The sequence below is a fragment of the Acidiphilium sp. PA genome (assembly GCF_026191915.1).
Classification (GTDB): domain Bacteria; phylum Pseudomonadota; class Alphaproteobacteria; order Acetobacterales; family Acetobacteraceae; genus Acidiphilium.
The window spans coordinates 73,977-93,895 of sequence record NZ_JAIMBY010000005.1; the positions used below are offsets into that span (position 1 = coordinate 73,977).

Here is a 19,919-nt window from a genome sequence, read left to right on the forward strand (position 1 = left end):
ACAGGAGGCTAACAATGAAATACCGTAGCGACATCATCAAAACAATCGTAGGGTCGGCGGCCCTGATCGGCAGTGTGATCGCCGGCACCATGGCCATGGCCCCGCCGGCACAGGCGGCGGGCAAGACGCTCTACCTGTTCAACTGGCAGGACTATATCGGCAAGGGGCTGATCAAGAAATACGAGGCCCATTGCGGCTGCACCGTGGTGCAGACCTATTACGATTCAAATTCGGCGCTGGCGGCGAAGCTGAAGGCGGGTGGCGATTCGCAATACGATGTCATCGTGCCGTCGAGCTATTACGTGCCGCAGCTGATCCATGAAGGTCTGATCGCCAAACTCGACAAGAAGGACATCCCGAACTTCCGCAATCTAGCCGCCAAGTTCCAGAACCCTTCCTATGACCCGCACGATGATTACACCATGCCCTATCAATGGGGCACGACCGGCATCGGCTATCTGAAAACCAAGGTGACCTCACTGCCCGAAAGCTGGGCGGTGCTGTTCAATCCGAAGCTGAACCCGAGCTATCCCTTCGCCCTGATGGGCGGGTCCGGGCGCGATACCATCGGCGCCGCCTGCGCCTACCTCGGCTACGGATTTACCTGCAACAGGAAAAGCCAGTGGATCAAGGCGGCCAAGCTGATCGAAAAGACCGAGAAGCGCAAGAATTTCACGGGCTTCGTCGATGGCGACCCCGCCATGGGCCAGATCAAGAAGGGCACGATCGCAATCGGCATGACGTTCAATGGCGCGGTCGCCGAATGCTACGATGACAAATCGTGCCTGAATTCGGGCTATCTGCTGCCGAAACAGGGCAGCGAAATCTGGGTCGATACCATGGCGATCCCCAAAAATGCGCCGGACCCGAAACTCGCTTATGATTTCATCAACTTCATCCTCTCGGCCAAGGCGGGCGCCGAACTTTCCAACTATAATCTCTATGGCAGTCCGAACGCCGCGGCCGGGCCGATGCTGAGCGCCGAACTCAAGAAACCGCTGATCAAGCCGGACGCCATGGAAATGAAATACCTGCATTTCCTGCCGGCCCTGGCGGGAACCAAACTGCAGACCTTCAACGCGATCTGGACCGCGGTGCGCCAACACTGACACCGATTACGACGGCGCGCCCATTCCGGGCGCGTCGCTTCTCTCCGAGGCTGACATGATCGATCTGATCGAATGGTTCAACGAACATCGCATTACCGAGGTCGAGTGCCTGGTGCCCGATATAACCGGCATTCCGCGTGGCAAGATCATGCCGGCGCAGAAGTTTCACCAGGGCGGCGCACCGCGCCTGCCGGAGAGCATTTTCATCCAGTCGGTCACCGGCGAATATCCCGACGATCCGGATGATATTCTGAGCGATCCCGCGATCATCGACATCAAACTGATCGCCGATCCCTCGACCGTCCGCCTGGTGCCCTGGGCGCATGAACCGACCGCGCAGATCATCCATGATTGCCATTATGCCAACGGCAAACCGGTGCCGATCGCGCCGCGCCAGGTCCTGCGTCAAGTGATGTCGCTCTATGCCGAGCGCGGCTGGAAGCCGGTCCTGGCACCGGAGCTTGAGTTCTATCTGGTCGGGCGCAACACCGACCCCGACTATCCGTTGGTGCCACCGATCGGGCGATCCGGCCGCCAGGAAACCGGCCGGCAGGCCTATTCGATCGATGCGGTCAACGAATTCGATCCGCTGTTCGAAGAGATGTACGATTTCTGCGAGATCCAGGAACTCGATCTCGACACGCTGATCCACGAGGAAGGTGCAGCACAGGTCGAGATCAATTTTCTGCACGGCGATCCATTGAACCGCGCCGATCAGGTATTCCTGTTCAAGCGCACGGTGCGCGAAGTGGCGCTGCGCCACGATATCTACGCGACCTTCATGGCCAAGCCGATGGGCCAGGAGCCCGGCAGCGCCATGCATGTGCATCAAAGCGTGATCGATGCCGAAACCGGTGAAAATCTGTTCGCCGACCGCGATGGCAAACCGAGCGCGCTCTTCCTGTCCTTCATCGGCGGACTGCAGAAATACATCCCGGCGATCATGCCGATCTTTGCGCCCAACGTGAATTCCTACCGCCGGCTCACGCGGTTCTCCAACGCACCGATCAACCTGCAATGGGGCCACGACAACCGCACCTGCGGCCTGCGCGTGCCGTTCGGCGATCCTTCGGCCATGCGGGTCGAAAACCGGGTGCCCGGGGCCGATGCCAATCCCTATCTCGCATTCGCCGCCTCGCTCGCCTGCGGCTTCCTGGGCATGACGGAGGGGTTGAACGCAACCCCGCCGTTCAAGGGTTCGGCCTATTCGCAACCGTACAGCCTGCCCCGCGAGCTCTCTCACGCGCTCGAAATGATGGAGCAATCCCGGCCGCTGAACGATATCCTCGGCGAAAAGCTGGTGCAGGTGTTCGTTGCGGTTAAACGTCTCGAATACGAAACATATTTGCGGGTCATCAGCTCGTGGGAGCGTGAACATCTGCTGCTGAACGTCTGAACACCATGGCGCTGGCGAATTACTACGAGGCCACGGCTCGCTTTCCAACCACGACCGCACCACTCACCGGCGATCTGAGCTGCGATGTCGCGATCATCGGTGCCGGCATGACCGGATGCTCGGCGGCACTCCACCTCGCCGAACGCGGCTACCGCGTCGCGCTGCTCGAAGCGCAGCACATCGGATTCGGCGCCTCCGGGCGCAACGGCGGCCAGGCGCTGCCCGGCTTCGCCGCCAGCCAGACCATCGTGCGCCGGCTGATGGGCGCGGCTGCCGCACGATCTCTATGGGACATGAGCGTGGAGGCGGTCGATCTGCTGCACACGCAGATCGACCGCTTCGCCATCCCCTGCGATCCCCAACGCGGCTATCTGCACGCCGCCGTCAAGCAACGCCAGGTGCGCGAACTTCAAGAGTGGCAGCAGGAACTTCACGAACTCGGTGCCACCGGTTTCACCCTGCTGCAAGGGTCAGCGTTGCAGGCCCGGCTCGCCAGCCCGCGCTACCAGGCCGCGTTGTACGACCCGCTCGCCGGACATATCCATCCGCTGAACTACACGCTCGGGCTCGGCCATGCGGCGATCGCCGCAGGCGCGCAAATCTTCACCGGCACCCGCGTCAGCGAGATCCACGAAGACAGGCGCGTGACGCTGACGACGCCACAGGGCGCGGTCACCGCCGACTACCTGCTCCTGTGCGGCAATGCCTATCTCGGCACGCTCTCGCGCCCGATTGCAGGCTACGTGATGCCGGTCGGCACCTACATCATTGCCACCGAATCCCGGCCGGACGTGACGTCGCTGATCCCGAACAACGAGGCGGTGGCGGATCTGAATTTCGTGCTCGATTATTTTCGCCGCAGCCCCGACGACCGGATGCTGTTCGGCGGCCGCGTATCGTATTCGACGCTGCCACCACCCAATCTCGCCGCCTCGATGCTGCGCCGCGCCAGACGGGCATTTCCCCAACTCGCCGATGCGCGGGTCGATTACGTGTGGGGCGGCAATGTCGCCATCACCCGCAACCGTCTGCCCCATTTCGGGCGGCTCGGCCGGAACACTCTCTTTGCGCAAGGATTTTCCGGCCATGGCGTCGCCTTGACCGGGCTGGCCGGCAAGCTGCTTGCCGAGGCCGTGGCCGGCCAGGCCGAGCGGTTCGATTTGTTCGCCCAAATCCCCCACGCGCGGTTTCCCGGCGGCCCGATGCTGCGCATGCCGAGCCTGGTGCTCGCCACCAGCTGGTTTCGCCTGCGCGACATGCTGTGAGCGCCACGTCGCCCCGCGCGCGGATACGAATTGCCGCGGCACTAGGCAGCGCCGCCCTCATTCTGCTGATCATCGCCTGGTGCCGTGGCGGCGAATACGACGAATATTACAGCATCTTTCTGATCGCGGGCGATCCCAGGCCCCACTGGCCGGTCGTACCGGTCCGCGTGATGGCTCTGCGCGGATTATATCACGGGCACGCCGGCCTGCTCGAGATCGTCCGCGCCCTGCGCCGTGGTGACGTCCATCCACCGCTCTACTTCTGGCTGTTGTCCGTCTGGCGCGACCTGGTCGGGATGACTCTGTTCCGACTTCGTATGTTATCAATCATCCTGACGCTGCTGGCCCTGGCCACTCTGGCGCGGATCGCGCGCCGCCTCGGCGTCGCCCCCGCCCGCACAATCGTTCTGACCGTGCTTTGCTACGGGTTTGCCTACACCGGCGTCGTCGCACGCAATTTCGCGCTGGCTGATCTGCTGTCACTCACCGGGGTCGTGCTGTTGCTGAAAGCCACAGCACCGCCAAATCGCCCGATCGCCCTGCTCGGCGGCTTCGCACTCGGCGCCGCCTGTTTCTCGAATTATCTCGCGAGTTTCACAACGATCGCAGCGCTCGGCTGGTTTGCCATCATCAACCGGCGCCATCCCCTCACGGCGCTGCTGCCCGCCCTCGGCGCCGCATCGCTCATCCCCGCCGGCGCCTGGTTCTTTCTGGCGCAGGCCGAAAGTCGCAAGGGTCAGTTCCACGCCTTCAAACCATTCCGCGCGCTGATCGAGCTCGGCCGCGATCAGGCAGGCGCCGTCCTCGGTGCGCTCCCACGCTATGCACCACCACCCGTCTCGATCGCACTCGCAGCGGCGCTCGGCGCCTTGGCCGTGCTGCTCGCGGCGCTGGTGATCCGCGATGGCCTGCCACGCCTGGCACCGCACCACCGTGGCCTGGTGGGCAGCCTGATCCTGGCGCCGCCTCTGGGTCTCCTCGCACTCGGCGCCGCCTTCGATAACACGCCGATCGAGGTGCGCTACGTCTGGCTCGGCCTGCCGTATATCGGCCTCGCCCTGGCGGCGGCCGTGCACAACCGGCCCCGGCTCGCCGCGCTGTTGATCACGGTCCAGGCCGCCGCGATCGCAGGCCTCGCGATCGCGCCGCAGACCATGCAGCCGGCCAGGCGCACCGCACGCACCGCCGCGGCGCTCGCGGGTGCCGATGCGCTGGTCCTGGTGCCGTTCGGCAACGACGGGGTCGGCATTCCCGGCCCGTTCATCGCCGCTGCCCCGTCGCACCTCCTGGTGCAGATCGTGCGCGCGGCAACCCCTGCCCTGCCCGCCGCCACCGCGCGTTTCCATCGCATCGTCATCGCCAATATCCAGGTCGATACCGCCAGCCGCACCCTCATCCCACAATTGGTCGCGTTATTCTCCGCCGACCCCTGCCGCACGTTGCAGCGCTCACCGGCCGATGTCATCGTGTTCGACAATCACTGCCAGGAGCCGCAATGACCGATCCGTTCGAGGCCTTCACCCGCCGCCACGTCACGCTCGATGATGGCCGAACCTTCCGCCTGCGCACCCACGGCAGCGGCCCGGCGCTGGTCATGCTGCACGGCATGCCGCAGACCCATTATATCTGGCACAAGATCGCCCCGGCCCTCGCCCAGCACTTCACCGTGATCTGCCCGGACATCACCGGCTACGGCGAAACCTTCAAGCCACCCGCCAGCACCGATCACGCGCCCTACGCGAAACGGGCGATGGCCGGCGATATCATCGCCCTGCTCGATCATCTGGCGATCGGCGATTTCGCGCTGGTCGGGCACGATCGCGGCGCACGCGTCGCACACCGGCTCGCGCTCGACCACCCCTCCCGCGTCCGGCAACTCGCCATGCTCGACATCATTCCGACCATCGAACATTTCGAGCGCACCGACATGCGATTCGCGATGGGGTATTATCACTGGTTCTTTCTCGCCCAGCCCCATCCGTTCCCCGAGACGCTGATCAACCTCGATGCCGGTGCCTGGCTCCTCGCCCAAAGCGCCCGGCACAAGACGGCAGGGTCGGTGTTCGCCGCACCCGCCATGGCCGATTACCAGCGCTGCATCGCCAACCCGGCAACCGTGGTGGCGATCTGCGAGGATTACCGCGCCGCCGCCACCATCGATCTCGAACACGACCGCGCGAGCCGCGCGCATGGTTTGAAAATCGCCTGCCCCACCCTGGTTCTCTGGGGCGCGCACGGACTGGTCGGTACCCTGTACGAGCCGCTGACGATCTGGCGCGACTACTGCGCCGGCCCCCTCAGCGGCGCGGCACTGCCCGCCGGACACTACCTCGCCGAAGAAGCGCCGGCGGAAACATTGGCCGCGCTGAGCGCGTTTCTCTCAGGCGGATAGCGCGGCGGGCTCGGTCCGGGCGCGCTTGACCATGAGTTTGTTCAACGCATGGATATAGGCGCGCGCGGCCGCCACGATCGTGTCGGTATCCGCACCCTGCCCATCAACCAGCTTGCCCGCCTCTTCGAGCCGCACACCGCAGCGCGCCTGCGCATCGGTACCCTCGGTCACCGCGCCCACCGTGAACAGGCGCAACTCCGCCTCGTGCGGCGCAATCGCGCGGATCGCGTTGAACGTGGCATCGACCGGCCCATCCCCCACCGATTCCTGTTCATGCAGCACGCCATCGACCTCGAGTTCAAGCACCGCGCGCGGCTGGGCCTTCGAGCCCGACCACACCTGCAACGAAATGAATTTGATCCGGCTGTGCTCGCGCACCACGGTCTCATCGAACAGCGCCGTGATATCCTCGTCGTACACCAGTTTCTTGCGATCAGCGAGATCCTTGAAGCGCCGGAACGCATCGTTCAGCGCATTGTCACCGACTTCGCCATACCCAAGGCTGCGCAGCTTGTCGCGGAACGCCGCCCGGCCCGAGTGTTTGCCGAGCACCAGGCTGGTTTTCTGCCAACCCACCGATTCCGGCGTCATGATCTCATACGTCGCGGCGTTCTTCAGCACGCCATCCTGATGAATGCCGCTCTCATGCGCAAAAGCGTTGCGCCCGACGATCGCCTTGTTCGGCTGCACATCGAACCCGGTAATCGCCGCGAGCAGTTTGGACGTCCGCAGAATCCGGGTGCTGTCGATATTGTTGCTGAACGGCACGGCGTCATGCCGCGTGCGGATCGCCATCACCACTTCCTCGAGCGCGGCATTGCCCGCCCGCTCGCCAATCCCGTTGATCGTGCATTCGATCTGCCGCGCACCGGCACCCACCGCCGCCAGCGTGTTCGCAACGGCAAGACCAAGATCGTTATGATTATGCGTCGAAAAAATCACACCATCCGCCCCCGGCACGCGCGTGCGCAGCATGGTGAAAATCCGCGCGATATCCTCGGGCACCGAATACCCGACCGTGTCGGGAATATTGATGGTGGTTGCCCCGGCCTTGATCGCCGCCTCCACACAGCGGCACAGAAAATCGGGCTCGGTGCGGCTGCCATCCTCGGCCGACCATTCCACATCATCGGTAAAGTCCCGCGCCAGCGCAACCGATCGGCCGACCGCTTCGAGCACGGCGTCCGGCTCCATCCGCAGCTTGTACTTCATGTGCAGCGGCGAGGTGGAAATGAAGGTATGGATGCGCTTGCGCTCCGCCGGCTTCACGGCCTCGGCCGCGCGCAGAATGTCATCCCGCCCCGAACGCGCGAGGCCGGTAATCACCGGGCCACGAATGCTCTGCGCAATGCGCTGGACACTCTCGAAATCGCCGGTGCTCGCAATCGGAAACCCGGCTTCGATCACATCGACCCCAAGCTCCGCCAAAGCTTCGGCCATGCGCAGCTTCTCGTCGAGATTCATCGAAAAACCCGGCGATTGCTCGCCGTCACGCAAAGTCGTGTCGAATATGATCACGCGATCTTCGGCAATCATGCCGAAATTAGGATGGTTGATGCTCATGGCAGGTCTCGCTTCGGTTCAGGATTTCAGACGCTCGAACTCTGGCTCCCCTGTGCGCGCCGGCATACCGCCCGGCGTTACGCCCAGGGGTGAATAAGTCGAAGCGCGAGCGCGGCACGCAGCGACAAGGCGGCGTGGCGGATGCAAATCTCGGAACGGAAGACCGTTTCGCTCATGATCCAGCGATAACACCGTTACCGGGCGGGTGCAACCTGGGGGTTGGGGAGTAGGAAGGAAGTCCTTCTTTTTTGAAAAAAAGAAGCAAAAAACTTCTTTACTCTGGGGCAAGGGCGTTTCAGCCGGCACGGGCCCAGATCAACAAAGTTTTTTTTGCTTCTTTTTTGTTCACAAAAAAGAAGACTCTTCCTCACACCAGCGCAAACACCACCACCGCCTCCAGATGCACCGATCCCGCAAACTGATCGATCGGGCTGGCCGCCACCACCCCATAGCCCGCCTGGCGCAGCCATTTCGCCTCGCGCGCCAGCGCTTCGGGATTGCAACTGACATAGATGATCCGCGGCACTTTGGCTTCGATGATCGCCCGCATCTGCGGCCCCGCGCCATCGAACGGCGGGTCGAGCACAATCGCGGCCGCGCCGGCGAGTTCCCTGGCCGTCACCGGCCGCCGCGCCAGATCGCGGGTCTCGACCGTAATTTTACCGCTCAACCCGGCAATGCGCGCCCCCGCTTCAAGCGCCGCGCACGCCGGCTTGCTGCCCTCCACCGCATGAACCCGCGCATGCGCCGCAAGCGCACCGGTCAGCGTCCCGATCCCGGCATAAAGTTCCACTATGCGGGATTTACGGGTCAACCGGCCGGGCAGACCCGCAATCACGGCGGCGCGGATCGCAGCCTCGCCCTCGCTGGTCGGTTGCAGAAACGCCCCCGGCGGCGGCGCCACGGTCAACCCGCCGAGATCGAGCGTGATCGCACGCGCAACCAGCACGGGCTCATCGCCCAGGCTGATGCGCGGCAGGCCATGCGTGCGCGCGAATGCCACCAGCCACGAGCGATCCGCCGCCGTCGCCTCGCCATCGACCACCACCGACACATCGAGCCCGGTATCGATCGCGTTGATCAACACACTGCCGGTCTTGCGAAACCCCGCAAGCCTGCCCAGCAAGTCGCGCAGCGGGCCGATCAGCGCCGCAATATCCGCCCGGGCCAGCGGACATTCGGTGATATCGACCACATCGCGCGAGCGGGCCGCGTGAAACCCGAGGCGAACCGCCCCGCCCACCCGCATGGCCGCGAAATCGACGCGCCGGCGCGTACCCATCGGGATGAGCAGGAGCGGTGCGATCGGCGCATCGGAATAGCCGGCCTGAGCCAGCGCCTCGGCCAGCGTCGCAAGCTTCGCCTCGGCGTAGCGCGGGGCTGGCACGTCCTGCTCGGTACAACCGCCACAAACGTCGAAATGCCGGCAAACCGCCGGCACCGTTTCAAACTCGATCATGGATTCAGGTACCTTCCCGTGCCTCGATGATCACATGCGCATAGGCGTAGGGATACTCATCGGTCAGCGACACATGGATAAACGGCGTCTTTCCGGGCAAAATCAAGCGCGCCAGCTGCACCGCAGCCCCGCCGGTCAGCGCCATGGTGGGTTGGCCGGACGGCAGATTGATCACGCCGAGGTCGGAGAAAAACACGCCGCGCCGAAACCCGGTGCCAAGCGCCTTCGCGCAGGCTTCCTTGGCGGCAAACCGCTTGGCATAGCTCGATGCGCGCTGATGCGGCCGGCGCTCGGCACGGCGCTGCTCGATTGCGGTGAAGATACGGCCGGTGAACCGATCGCCGAAGCGGGCCAGCGTCTCCTCGATCCGCCGGATATCACAAAGGTCGGAACCAATGCCGACAATCATGGCAACAACGCCGCAAAGCCCGACGCCAAACAAACAAAAGTTTTTGGCGTCTTTTTTACAAAAAAGATGTCTTCCTGCCGTCCCTTCACGTCCGCGCCCGATCCACCTGCGCCACCCCGCCCGCCGCCCGCAACCCGGCGATCACCTGCGACAAATGCCGCAGATCGCGCACTTCGACATCCATGAGGCATTCGAAAAAATCCTGCTGGCGATGCACGATCTTCAAATTGGCAATGGCGCCGTCCTGCTTGGAGACGGCATTGGCGAGGTTGGCGACCGCATTGGCCGCATTGGCCGCAATCACGCTGATGCGCCCGGTAAACGGCCGATCCCGGCCCGCGCCGTCCTTGCCGCCGTCCCTCGCCTGGCCGAGCTGCGCATAATCCCAATCGACGTCGATGAACCGTTCCGGCGTATTGGCAAAGGTCTCGAGCGTCATGCAATCGCGGGTATGAATGGTCACACCCTTGCCGGTCGCGATGATCCCGACAATCTTGTCCCCCGGCAGCGGGTGGCAGCAGCCCGCGTAGTGAACCTCCATGCCCGAGATCAAGCCGGTCAACGGCAGATCGCTGGAACGCGCCGGCGGGCGGGCCGGCCGCGCGAGCATCCCGGGGATGATGCGCGAAGGCCGGGTTTCGCGCAGTTCCGGGTAGACCGCCTGCACCACGTCCTTCGCACCCAGATTACCGGTGCCGACCGCGACATAAAGGTCATCGAGACTGGGTTGTTTCAGCGCCTTCAGCGCGCCTTCCAGCACTTTTTCCGAACCGTCCACCCCGTCCTGGCGGAACGCCTTGGCCAGCGCCGCCTTGCCCTGGTCGCGATTCTGGTCCCGCACCTGGCTGGCCAGAAAACGGCGAATGCGCGCCCGCGCCTTGCCGGTGACGACGAACCGCTCCCACGATGGCGAAGGCGTGCCGCCGCGCGCGGTCAGAATCTCGACCTGATCGCCGTTTTGCAGCTCGTAGCGCAGCGGCATCAGCCGGCCGTTGATCCGCGCGCCGACGCAGGTATCGCCGATCTGCGAGTGAACCGCATAAGCGAAATCGACCGCCGTGGCCCCCCGCGGCAACTGGATCAGCTGCCCCTTCGGCGTGAAGCAGAAAACCTGGTCCTGATAGAGTTCGAGCTTGGTGTTTTCCAGAAACTCGTCAGGCGCCGTCGAGTTCTCCAGAATTTCGAGCAGATCCTGCACCCAGCGGAATTGCTTGACATCGGCGGGCGATGCGTCCGCCTGCTTGTAGACCCAATGCGCGGCAACCCCGTTTTCCGCGACGGCATGCATCTCCGGCGTGCGGATCTGCAATTCGATCTTCTGATTGCGCGGGTGGCGCAGGGTGACGCCGGTATGCAGCGACTGGTAATGGTTGGCCTTGGGCGTCGAGATATAATCCTTGAACCGGCCCGCAATCACCGGAAACGCCGCATGGATCGCACCGAGCGCCACATAACATTGCTCGCGCGTCGGCACCAGGATGCGGAACGCCATGATGTCGGATAACTGCTCGAACGCCACATTGCGCCGCTGCATCTTTTCCCAGATCGAAAAGATCGATTTCTCCCGGCCGGAAATATCGATCACCTCGACACCGGCCACCGCGAAAATCCGCAGCAATTCGGCGCGCACCTCATCGATCACGTCGGCACCCTGGCCGCGGAGAAAGTTCATCCGCGCCTGGATCGAATCATAGGCCTCCGGGTCGAGCACGGCGAACGACAGGTTCTGAAGTTCGGTCTTCACCCGGTCCATGCCGATGCGCTCGGCGAGCGGCGCATAGATCTCCATGGTCTCGCGCGCAATCCGCGCCCGGCGTTCGGGCTCGCGCATGAAATGGATCGTGCGCATATTATGCAGCCGATCGGCCAGCTTCACGAGCAGGACCCTGATGTCCTTGCTCATCGCGAGCACCAGCTTGCGGAAGTTTTCCGCCTGCTTCGTGCGATCCGATTGCAGCTCGAGGCGGGTCAGCTTGGTCACCCCATCGACCAGCCCGGCCACCTCCGCGCCGAAGCGCGATTGCAGCGCGGGCAGCGTAACCTTGGTATCCTCGATCACATCATGCAGCAGCGCGGTGATGATGCTGTCACCATCGAGCCGGTAGCCCGCGAGAATATCGGCAACCGCAAGCGGATGGGTAATGTAAGGATCGCCGTTTTCGCGGGTCTGCGCGGCGTGCGCCTCCGCCGCGATCGTATAGGCCTGATCGATCAGGCCGGGGTCGATCTTGGAATCATAGCCGCCAATGCGGCTCAGCAGCGGCAGGATCGCTTCGTTGAACACGCCGCTCCCGGCGGCCACACCGTCCGGCGCGGCGGCGGGCTGGTTCAATCCCATCCCGGCGCGCCGCACGACCATTGCGTTCCGGCTCGGATCAGCGGCGCGGACGCCCGCCGCCAAGCTCCGCCTCGATGGCGGCCGCAATATCCTCGGAGGTCATTTCCTCGGACTCGGCAGCCAGCGCCGCCGCTTCTTCCTCGGCGGAAACATCCTGCAGACCGAAAATATTCTGATCGGTCGGAATCAGATCCTGCACTTCCTCGTCGATCGGCTCCGGATCGGGCACGCGCGAGAGCGACTTGATCAGATCCTGCTCCAGCCCGCCGAAATCGACCGAGACATCGGCAATCTCGCGCAGCGCGACCACGGGGTTCTTGTCGTTGTCACGATCGATCGTAATGGCGGCGCCCCGCGCCAGGTTACGGGCCCGCTGGGCGGCCAGCAAAACCAGCTCGAACCGGTTGGGGATCTGTTCGATGCAATCTTCAACGGTAACGCGTGCCATGACAACCCACTCCATTTATCATGCGCTCAGCGGCGCATAACCCAGAACTTCAATCTGAACAGCTAGCAGACGGCACACCGCAGCGCAACCGAACCAAACGCGCGACAGCGCTCACCACGGCGTCATGGGTACCGTGGCGGACCCGGGCAGCGCCTCCAGCAGCGCCGCAGCGGTCATTCCTGAGACAGGATGCACCCAATCGGGCGCGATATCAAGAATGGGCTGCAACACGAAAGCCCGCAGGTGAGCGCGCGGGTGCGGCAACACCAGGGACGCATCGGTGCATACCCTGCCATTGCAGTCGATCAGATCGAGATCAAGCGTCCGCGCCGCATTGGCAACCCCGCGCGTGCGGCCGAACGTCGCCTCGATCGCATGCAGCGCCGCCAGCAGCCCGCCGGGCTCGGCCTCACCCTCGAACCGGGCGACACCGTTGCAGTAATCGGGTTGCGCGTCATCGCGCGGCACCGGCACGCTGCGGTACCACCGCGAGACTTTGGTGAACCGAATGCCCGGAAGGTTTCGCAGCGCCCGCACGGCCAGGTCGCAGGTCACGCGCGGCGATACACCCGCAGCGCCCGGCAGGTTTGCGCCTATGGCGATCAACAGCATCAATTCAACCCTATACGTTCGAGATAGTTTCGCGTAAACGAATAACTGCGTTATCGATATTCAACTTGAATATTTAAATTTCTTGCGATTCGGAAGGTTCCGCCCATGCGTTTACTCCCTCACGAAAAGACCGCGCTATTTATCGATGGCGCTAATCTTTACGCCGCCTCTCGCGCTGTGGGATTTGACGTCGATTACCGCCGCCTTCTCGATTTTTTCGGTAGCGTCAACCTGATCCGCGCGTATTACTATTCGGCACTGCTCGATACTGAAGAATACTCGCCCCTCAAGCCGCTCACCGATTGGCTGGCCTACAACGGCTACACGCTCGTCACCAAGCCCGCCAAGGAATTCACCGATGGTGCCGGCCGCCGCCGGGTCAAAGGCAATATGGATATCGAACTCGCGATCGACATGCTCGAAATGGCGCCGCACATCGACCACGCGATCCTGTTTTCCGGCGATTCGGACTTCCGCCGGCTGGTCGAAGCCGTGCAACGGCGCGGCGTCCGGGTCTCGGTGGTCTCCACCATCAAGACCGCCCCGCCGATGATCGCCGATGAACTGCGCCGCCAGGCCGATCAATTCGTCGAATTGTCGGATATCGCCGCCGATTTCACCCGCCGCCAGACCGAACCGCGCCAGCGCCCGCAACGCGCCGAGGTCGACGCCGAATAACCCGACCATGCCGGATACAATCGGGACCGAGCCGGCAAAAAACTGTCCGCTCTGCCCCCGCCTCGCCGCGTTTCGCGCGGAAAACCGCCAAAAATTCCCCGATTGGCACAATGCCCCGGTGCCATGCTTCGGCCCGACGGATGCACACCTGCTCATCGTCGGCCTCGCACCCGGCCTGCGCGGCGCCAACCGCACCGGCCGGCCCTTCACCGGCGATTTCGCCGGCAAACTCCTCTACCAATCCCTCCTGAAATACCGCTTCGCCACCGGCCAGTATCACGAGCGGCCCGATGACGGATTAACCCTGCACGACTGCCGCATCATCAACGCGGTCCGCTGCGTGCCACCGGAAAACAAGCCGCTGCCCGCCGAAATCGCCACCTGCAACCAATTCCTCCGCGCCGAAATCAGCCGGATGCCCAACCTGCGCGCCATCCTCGCCCTCGGCGGCATCGCACACCAGGCCAGCCTGCGCGCCTTCGGCCTCAAACCAGGATTCGCGAAATTCGCCCACGGCACCACGACAACCCTGCCAAACGGCATCACCCTGACCGACAGCTTCCACGTCTCACGGCTGAACACCAACACCGGCAGACTGACCACACCCATGTTCGAAGCCATCATCGCCACACTGCACCCCTGACCCCCACGCCCTAATCAGAACCGGGCTTACGCCAACCCGTGAGCGGTGATGCAGGGAAGCAAGCAAGGCCAGGGGCTCTCCCTCCGGAGCCATTCCAGCGATGAAGAGCATCGCTGGAACCTTCGGCTCCTCCGCCCCTGGACCCCGTTAAAGGCGGAGCCTTTAAAATCCATCAGTTTTAGGCAAGGGGAGGGCGCTGCCTCGGTGGCGCCATCGATCTGGCCCGTGTCGCCCTCCCCTTGCCTAAAACTAGCGGGTTCTAAGGGATCGAGGCGACCGTGGCCGAAGGCCGCGTAAGCGCCGAGATGCCCTTAGTGGGGGTCGAGGGGGCAAAGCCCCCCGCCTTGCTTGCTTCCCCGCGTCGCCCCTCACCGGTTGGTATTATGGCTCGGGGCCGCTAAACCCGGGGGTATGAACGCCCTGCCGCGATTGTTGCTGCCTGACGCGCCATCGCTGGTGACGGCGCATGGCCGTGCGGCCATTCTGACGGTCGAGGGCGAGTTGCTGACGCTCGGGGTCGAGGCGGCGCGCGCTGCGTTGCGGGGCTTGCCGCCGCCCATCGTGATCCATGCGCCCGCCACGCTCAAGCGGCTCGGCACCACGCTGCGAACTTTGGACCTGCTCGAATTATTCGCCTTTGTGATGCCGGCGCAGCCCTTGGCGCCGACGCCTGCGGCCCTCGCGCGCGCGCTCGACATGGAGCCGCCCGCAACCATCGAGGCGGCGGCGGCGATGCTGCCCGATTTCGCGCGTGCCTTACTGACCAGGCTCTCCCAGGCCAAAACGCTCCGCATGAACCGCCACGCCGCCGGGCTTGCGGCGCTGATGGGCGGTGCCGGCTGGCCCTGGGCCAAAGCGGTGGCCGCGGCGCTCGACGATGCGGCGGCCCGGCCCGACCGGGCGCCGTTGCGCCTGTGGTCGATCCTGCCGGAGTGGGATGACGAGGCCCCGCGCCCCCCGCCATCCTCCTTCGCGGTAGCGCCGGATGCGGCCCGCGCCCGGCTGGCCGACCTCCTCGGCGATCAGGCGGAGCCGCGCCCGGCGCAATCGGATTATGCCTCCGCCGCGACCGCCGCGTTCGCCCCGGCCGCAATCGAGGGTGCGCCGCATTGCGTGCTGGCCGAGGCGGGCACCGGCACCGGCAAGACTCTCGGCTACCTCGCGCCGGCCTCGCTCTGGGCCGAGCGCAACCAGGGTCCGGTCTGGATTTCGACCTACACGCGCCATCTGCAACGCCAGATCGAGCAGGAACTGGCGCGCTTGGAGCCGGACCCGGCCAGGCGGCGCAACCGGGTGGTCCTGCGCAAGGGGCGCGAGAATTACCTTTGCCTGCTCAATTACGAGGAGGCGGTGAACAACGTCGGGGCGAATCTCGTGGCCCTCGGCCTGATCGCCCGCTGGGCGCTGGTTTCGAGCGATCACGATGTGGCGGGCGGCGACCTGCCGGGCTGGTTCGCCGAATTGTTCGGCACCACCCTCCTGCCCCAGATCGCCGACCGGCGCGGCGAATGCATTCACGGCGCCTGCCCGCATTTCAAGCGCTGTACGATCGAACACATCATCCGCCGGGCGCGCGGGGCCGATCTGGTGATCGCGAACCACGCGCTCGTCATGGCGCAGGCGGTGTGGGGCGGGCTCGACGACAACAACGTACCGACCCGCTACGTGTTCGATGAAGGGCATCATCTGTTCGATGCCGCCGATTCAGCGTTTTCGGCCGAATTGTCCGGCATCGCGATGGCGGAGTTGCGGCGCTGGCTGCTCGGCGCCGAGGGCGGCCGCTCGCGCGCGCGCGGCATCGCCCTGCGGATCGCCGACCTGGTCGAGGCCGATGAAACCCTGGCCGCACCGCTCGAAGCCGCGCTCATCGCGGCGCGCGTACTGCCCGGATCGGCGTTTTTCGCCCGCCTCGGCGCGGCCGGCGGTGTCGAACTCGACAGTATCGGCACCGGCACGGCGGAGGCGTTTCTCGCCGCGCTGGTCACCCAGGCGCGCGCGCGCGCGAAACCCGCCGATCGCGAATCGAACCTCGATTTCGAGGTCGATCTCCACCCGGTCGAACCCGCCCTCGCCGAAGCGGCGGCCGCGCTGGAACGCGCCCTCACCCGCCTCGAAACCCCGCTCAAGGCAATCCGCGAGCGCCTGCTCACCCGTCTCGACGAGGAAGCCGCCACCATCGAAGAGCGCGACCGCCAGCGGATCGAGGCGATGGCGCGCAGCCTGCGCCGGCGCGCGCTCGATCAACTGGCCGCCTGGCGGCGCATGCTGGCGGCGGCCAGCGCGGCGCCCCCGGCGGCGGGCGAGCGGCCGCGCAGCGTCCTGTTCATCCGCCTCGGGCGCGATGCGGCGCTACTCTCGCATCTGCTCGATCCCACCGAAGCCTTCGCCGAAATCGTCGCCGCCCCGTCCCATGGCCTGCTGATCACCTCCGCCACCCTGCGCGACCATGCCGGCCCGGCCGATCCCGAGTCCGGCTGGCGCGGCGCCGAAGCGCGCAGCGGCGCGCGGTATCTGCCAACCCCCGCGATCCGCGCCGGCTTCGCCTCGCCGTTCGACTATGCAGCACAGACTCGGATCTTCGTGGTGCGCGACGCCCCGCGCGACAATATCGACGGTCTCGCCGCCGCCTTCCGCGCCCTGTTCCTGGCATCGGGCGGCGGCGCGCTGGGGCTGTTCACCGCGATCGCGCGCCTGCGCGCCGTCCAGTCGCGCATCGCGCCGGCGCTGGAGGCGGAAAACATTCCGCTCTATGCGCAGCACGTCGACGTGATGAACAATGCCACCCTGGTCGATGTGTTCCGCGCCGAACAGAATGCCTGCCTGCTGGGCACCGATGCGATGCGCGATGGCGTCGATGTCCCCGGCAACGCCCTGCGCCTCGTGGTGTTCGAGCGCACACCCTGGCCACGGCCGGACATCCTGCACCGGGTGCGCCGCGCCCATCTCGCGGATGGCGATGCCAAAGCCTATGACGATGCCATCGTCCGCCTCCGCCTGCGCCAGGGCTTCGGCCGCCTGATCCGCCGCGCGAGCGACCGCGGCGTGTTCGTCCTGCTCGACCGGGCGTTCCCCTCCCGCCTGGAATCCGCCTTTCCGCCGGACGTGATCGTGCAGAGGATCGGCCTCGCCGAAACGGTGGCCTCGGTCGCGGCGTTCTTCGCGCCCCCGAATTTGTAGCAAAACTGCAACAGCCCGCGTCAATTGCTCATTTTACGCCATGCTGCGGCTGCACATGTCGCTTTTGGCATATAGTTTGCTGAGATGCGACGGCGACATGTCGGAACGTCGCGACACTTCGACAGGGTTTCATCGTTCCGTGATGAAAATTTAGGCGTCTGGCGCAATAAAAGATCAAATAGGAGCTACTATGTTTGCTGAAATCACAACTGGGCCGCGAAAGTCGAAACGTGCCGCGTGGCTGGGCCTCGGCTTCGGCGCGGCAGCATCATTGCTGGCGCTGCAATCCGCCCAGGCGTTCAACGGCCCGACCGCGATCAACATCGACGGCGGCCCCCTCGGCCCCCTCGCGCTGACCGGCGGGGCGGATGGGTATCTCTATGGCCTGTCGGGCACCGGCAATTCCGCGAATTACGGCCTGCTCGGCACCGACAAGGCAACCGGCGCCGAATTCCTCAACGGGCTGGTCCAGATCCAGAAGAGCAGCGGGCTGGTGCAATTCACCATCGAGGTCGGCGCCACCAACTCGCTGATTCTGGGTGGCCGGCCGACCTCCACCTCGGTCCAGACCTTCTCGACCGGCCCGCTCTACGCCGGCTACCTCACCCTCGCCCCAACCAAGAGCCTGTCGATCTCGGCGGGGCAGCTCGGCTCGCAGGAAGGCTATGAGTCAGGCATCGATTGGAACAACGCCAATCTGCTGACCACCGATATCTTCGCGGTCGAAAACTCGCAGAGCCGCGGCATCGAAGCCACCTACACGGTCGGCCCGGTCGCCGCGACCATCGAGTACGGCGACGGGTTCGATACCGGCGTGTGGAATTTCGTGCAGGCGCTCGCGACCTACACAATCAACAGCAACAACGTGCTCAACGTGTTCGGCGCCACCAATCTGGGCCGCACCGGGCCGAACGCGCATATCTATGGCTCGGCGGCGACGCCGTACAACCAGTCCTTCGTCGGCGCATACGGACCATATTACGTCAATTCAACCATGCTTGGCGCCTATTACAGCTACACCGTGGGCAATCTGAACCTCGTGCCCGAGGTGCAATATGTCTACGCCAAGCCGGATGCGATTCTCGCGCGGGCTTCAGGCGATCTGCCCGGTAAGGGTCTTTACAAATTCTCCAGCAACTTCGGCGCGGCGGTGTTCGCCGACTACCAGTTCGGCAAGTCGGACTATTCGCTGGCCGGCTGGGGCGAATATTTCACCAGCAACGGCTCTGATAATTGGTTCATCAACCAGGGCGCGCAGGGCGTGGGCCTCTCGGTCTCGCCCACATGGCAGAGCAAGAACCTGTTCGTGCGGGGCGATGTCGGCCTGATGCACCTGACCAAGTTCAGCAACAACGGATCGCGCGGCTACGGCAACGACGGCGGCAGCCGCAACCAGGCCGATTTCCTGGTCGAAGCCGGCGTGCTCTTCTGATCAGTCTCATAGGGAAAGGCCAGGAGCGCCGCTCCTGGACCTCGCTGGGGCCATTGGCCCCAGCCCCCGGTCGCTGGACCTATTCAAAGAATTCCTCGTCGATCCGCTTCACGCTGAGCGTCTCCTCAACCCGGCAGCCGACATCGTGGCGGATCATCAGCCGAGCCAATTGTGCGCCGTCGATCAACACAATCCGCTTGCCCAGACGATCCGCCGTTTCCGTCGCCTGAGCCGAAAAAGCCGATGCGGTGACGAACACCCCTTTCGAAGCCTTGCGCATATCGAGGCTACCGTAGAAATCGCGAATGGCGCCCGAACCAACCACATTGCCATCGGCATAGCGTTTCGCCTGAACATAAATCCGATCCAGCCCAAGAATATCCTGGTCGATCACGCCGTCGATGCCACCGTCCCCACTGCCACCGACCAGCGCACGATCCAGATCGGTCGCGGAGCCGCCGCCATATCCCATGCTCAGAAGCAACCGCACGACCAGCTTCTCAAAGAAACCGGGCGAGCCCGTTCTGATCCTGTCGAGAAGTTCAGTTGCAAGCGCCGCCTCGAGTTGCCGATGGGCCGCACGCATCATCTCGTCCGGCGTCAATGCCTGATCAGCCGCGGTCACCGGAAGCGGTTCCTGCACATCCGGTTCCGACGCTGCGCGAAACGTCTGAAATGCGGGAAACCGGCCCAGAAACCTGATGTCGATCCGATCTGGCGGATGCCGCAACACAGCCCGGCCCGCGTCCGTGATCTTGAAATGGGCGCGCCGCGTCAGCTCGACCAGTCCCGCCTTGGCCAGATATGCCTTCGCCCAATGCACCCGGTTGGCGAACGTCGCCTGACGTCCCGAGGGCAGCAATTGTGCGCGTTCTGCATCCGTCAGCGAAAATGCGGTGGCCAGATGATCGACCACGTCGCCGATCCGCCGTTCGCCGGTCGAGGCAAGCTGCAAAACGGGCAACATCAACGTCTGGAAGTCGGGTATCGCCATCAAA

At 64.5% G+C, this 19,919-nt stretch carries 16 protein-coding genes; 9 read left to right on the forward strand and 7 right to left on the reverse strand.

What is annotated here, in order from left to right; genetic code table 11:
* Window positions 1-14 precede the first annotated feature (14 nt).
* The 5 genes from AruPA_RS08995 to AruPA_RS09015 are packed head-to-tail and all read left to right on the forward strand — an operon-like array spanning window position 15 to window position 6,162.
* Window positions 15-1,109, forward strand: coding sequence for a spermidine/putrescine ABC transporter substrate-binding protein (locus AruPA_RS08995; RefSeq protein WP_265636335.1), 1,095 nt, complete (start codon window positions 15-17; stop codon window positions 1,107-1,109).
* A gap of 55 nt (window positions 1,110-1,164) precedes the next feature.
* The gene (locus AruPA_RS09000; RefSeq protein ID WP_265636336.1) at window positions 1,165-2,505 is read left to right on the forward strand and encodes a glutamine synthetase family protein; all 1,341 of its coding nucleotides are present in this window, start codon (window positions 1,165-1,167) and stop codon (window positions 2,503-2,505) included.
* Between the two features lie 5 nt (window positions 2,506-2,510).
* On the forward strand, window positions 2,511-3,770 hold the full coding sequence (locus tag AruPA_RS09005) for an FAD-binding oxidoreductase (protein ID WP_265636337.1): 1,260 nt from the start codon (window positions 2,511-2,513) through the stop codon (window positions 3,768-3,770).
* Window positions 3,767-5,269, forward strand: a complete 1,503-nt coding sequence (locus AruPA_RS09010) for a glycosyltransferase family 39 protein (RefSeq protein WP_265636338.1) — start codon at window positions 3,767-3,769, stop codon at window positions 5,267-5,269. Before AruPA_RS09005 ends, AruPA_RS09010 begins: the two co-directional genes overlap by 4 nt.
* Window positions 5,266-6,162: an alpha/beta fold hydrolase gene (locus AruPA_RS09015; RefSeq protein WP_265636339.1), complete on the forward strand. Its 897-nt coding sequence runs from the start codon at window positions 5,266-5,268 to the stop codon at window positions 6,160-6,162. The genes AruPA_RS09010 and AruPA_RS09015 overlap by 4 nt, the downstream gene beginning before the upstream one ends.
* Here AruPA_RS09015 and AruPA_RS09020 read toward each other — a convergent pair.
* The 6 genes from AruPA_RS09020 to folK form a co-directional block, all read right to left on the reverse strand.
* On the reverse strand, window positions 6,151-7,725 hold the full coding sequence (locus AruPA_RS09020; protein WP_265636340.1) for a 2-isopropylmalate synthase: 1,575 nt from the start codon (window positions 7,723-7,725) through the stop codon (window positions 6,151-6,153). The two genes, AruPA_RS09015 and AruPA_RS09020, sit on opposite strands and share 12 nt — an antisense overlap.
* Window positions 7,726-8,092: 367 nt before the next feature.
* Window positions 8,093-9,184, reverse strand: coding sequence for a class I SAM-dependent RNA methyltransferase (locus AruPA_RS09025; RefSeq protein WP_265636341.1), 1,092 nt, complete (start codon window positions 9,182-9,184; stop codon window positions 8,093-8,095).
* A gap of 4 nt (window positions 9,185-9,188) precedes the next feature.
* Window positions 9,189-9,593 carry a holo-ACP synthase gene (acpS, locus tag AruPA_RS09030; protein WP_029311324.1) on the reverse strand — a complete coding sequence of 135 codons (405 nt, stop codon included), beginning with the start codon at window positions 9,591-9,593 and terminating at the stop codon, window positions 9,189-9,191.
* A gap of 85 nt (window positions 9,594-9,678) precedes the next feature.
* Window positions 9,679-11,931, reverse strand: coding sequence for a bifunctional (p)ppGpp synthetase/guanosine-3',5'-bis(diphosphate) 3'-pyrophosphohydrolase (locus AruPA_RS09035; RefSeq protein ID WP_265636487.1), 2,253 nt, complete (start codon window positions 11,929-11,931; stop codon window positions 9,679-9,681).
* Between the two features lie 37 nt (window positions 11,932-11,968).
* Entirely contained in the window at window positions 11,969-12,379 is a 411-nt protein-coding gene (gene rpoZ, locus AruPA_RS09040; protein WP_029311326.1) for a DNA-directed RNA polymerase subunit omega, read from the reverse strand.
* A gap of 111 nt (window positions 12,380-12,490) precedes the next feature.
* Complete coding sequence (gene folK, locus AruPA_RS09045; RefSeq protein WP_265636342.1) at window positions 12,491-12,991, reverse strand: 2-amino-4-hydroxy-6-hydroxymethyldihydropteridine diphosphokinase; 501 nt, start codon at window positions 12,989-12,991, stop codon at window positions 12,491-12,493.
* Between the two features lie 105 nt (window positions 12,992-13,096).
* Between folK and AruPA_RS09050 the strand changes: the two genes are divergently transcribed.
* The 4 genes from AruPA_RS09050 (at window position 13,097) to AruPA_RS09065 (ending at window position 18,921) form a co-directional block, all read left to right on the forward strand.
* On the forward strand, window positions 13,097-13,669 hold the full coding sequence (locus AruPA_RS09050; protein ID WP_265636343.1) for an NYN domain-containing protein: 573 nt from the start codon (window positions 13,097-13,099) through the stop codon (window positions 13,667-13,669).
* A 7-nt stretch (window positions 13,670-13,676) separates the two neighbouring features.
* Window positions 13,677-14,312: a uracil-DNA glycosylase gene (locus AruPA_RS09055; protein ID WP_265636344.1), complete on the forward strand. Its 636-nt coding sequence runs from the start codon at window positions 13,677-13,679 to the stop codon at window positions 14,310-14,312.
* Between the two features lie 411 nt (window positions 14,313-14,723).
* Window positions 14,724-17,489: an ATP-dependent DNA helicase gene (locus tag AruPA_RS09060; RefSeq protein WP_265636345.1), complete on the forward strand. Its 2,766-nt coding sequence runs from the start codon at window positions 14,724-14,726 to the stop codon at window positions 17,487-17,489.
* Between the two features lie 190 nt (window positions 17,490-17,679).
* Window positions 17,680-18,921 (forward strand): outer membrane beta-barrel protein, encoded by a 1,242-nt coding sequence (locus AruPA_RS09065; RefSeq protein ID WP_265636346.1) that lies wholly within the window; start codon window positions 17,680-17,682, stop codon window positions 18,919-18,921.
* Window positions 18,922-19,000: 79 nt separating this feature from the next.
* On the opposite strand, the gene AruPA_RS09070 is transcribed toward AruPA_RS09065, so the two are convergent.
* Window positions 19,001-19,915 carry a restriction endonuclease gene (locus tag AruPA_RS09070; RefSeq protein ID WP_265636347.1) on the reverse strand — a complete coding sequence of 305 codons (915 nt, stop codon included), beginning with the start codon at window positions 19,913-19,915 and terminating at the stop codon, window positions 19,001-19,003.
* Window positions 19,916-19,919 lie beyond the last annotated feature (4 nt).

Excerpts from the sequence above, each read along its gene's own strand:
- AruPA_RS08995 (WP_265636335.1), top strand. The coding sequence starts at position 15 with ATGAAATACCGTAGCGACATCATCAAAACAATCGTAGGGTCGGCGGCC.
- AruPA_RS09000 (WP_265636336.1), top strand. The coding sequence starts at position 1,165 with ATGATCGATCTGATCGAATGGTTCAACGAACATCGCATTACCGAGGTC.
- AruPA_RS09005 (WP_265636337.1), top strand. The coding sequence starts at position 2,511 with ATGGCGCTGGCGAATTACTACGAGGCCACGGCTCGCTTTCCAACCACG.
- AruPA_RS09015 (WP_265636339.1), top strand. The coding sequence starts at position 5,266 with ATGACCGATCCGTTCGAGGCCTTCACCCGCCGCCACGTCACGCTCGAT.
- AruPA_RS09020 (WP_265636340.1), bottom strand. The coding sequence starts at position 7,725 with ATGAGCATCAACCATCCTAATTTCGGCATGATTGCCGAAGATCGCGTG.
- AruPA_RS09025 (WP_265636341.1), bottom strand. The coding sequence starts at position 9,184 with ATGATCGAGTTTGAAACGGTGCCGGCGGTTTGCCGGCATTTCGACGTT.
- acpS (WP_029311324.1), bottom strand. The coding sequence starts at position 9,593 with ATGATTGTCGGCATTGGTTCCGACCTTTGTGATATCCGGCGGATCGAG.
- AruPA_RS09035 (WP_265636487.1), bottom strand. The coding sequence starts at position 11,931 with ATGGGATTGAACCAGCCCGCCGCCGCGCCGGACGGTGTGGCCGCCGGG.
- rpoZ (WP_029311326.1), bottom strand. The coding sequence starts at position 12,379 with ATGGCACGCGTTACCGTTGAAGATTGCATCGAACAGATCCCCAACCGG.
- folK (WP_265636342.1), bottom strand. The coding sequence starts at position 12,991 with ATGCTGTTGATCGCCATAGGCGCAAACCTGCCGGGCGCTGCGGGTGTA.
- AruPA_RS09050 (WP_265636343.1), top strand. The coding sequence starts at position 13,097 with ATGCGTTTACTCCCTCACGAAAAGACCGCGCTATTTATCGATGGCGCT.
- AruPA_RS09055 (WP_265636344.1), top strand. The coding sequence starts at position 13,677 with ATGCCGGATACAATCGGGACCGAGCCGGCAAAAAACTGTCCGCTCTGC.
- AruPA_RS09060 (WP_265636345.1), top strand. The coding sequence starts at position 14,724 with ATGAACGCCCTGCCGCGATTGTTGCTGCCTGACGCGCCATCGCTGGTG.
- AruPA_RS09065 (WP_265636346.1), top strand. The coding sequence starts at position 17,680 with ATGTTTGCTGAAATCACAACTGGGCCGCGAAAGTCGAAACGTGCCGCG.
- AruPA_RS09070 (WP_265636347.1), bottom strand. The coding sequence starts at position 19,915 with ATGGCGATACCCGACTTCCAGACGTTGATGTTGCCCGTTTTGCAGCTT.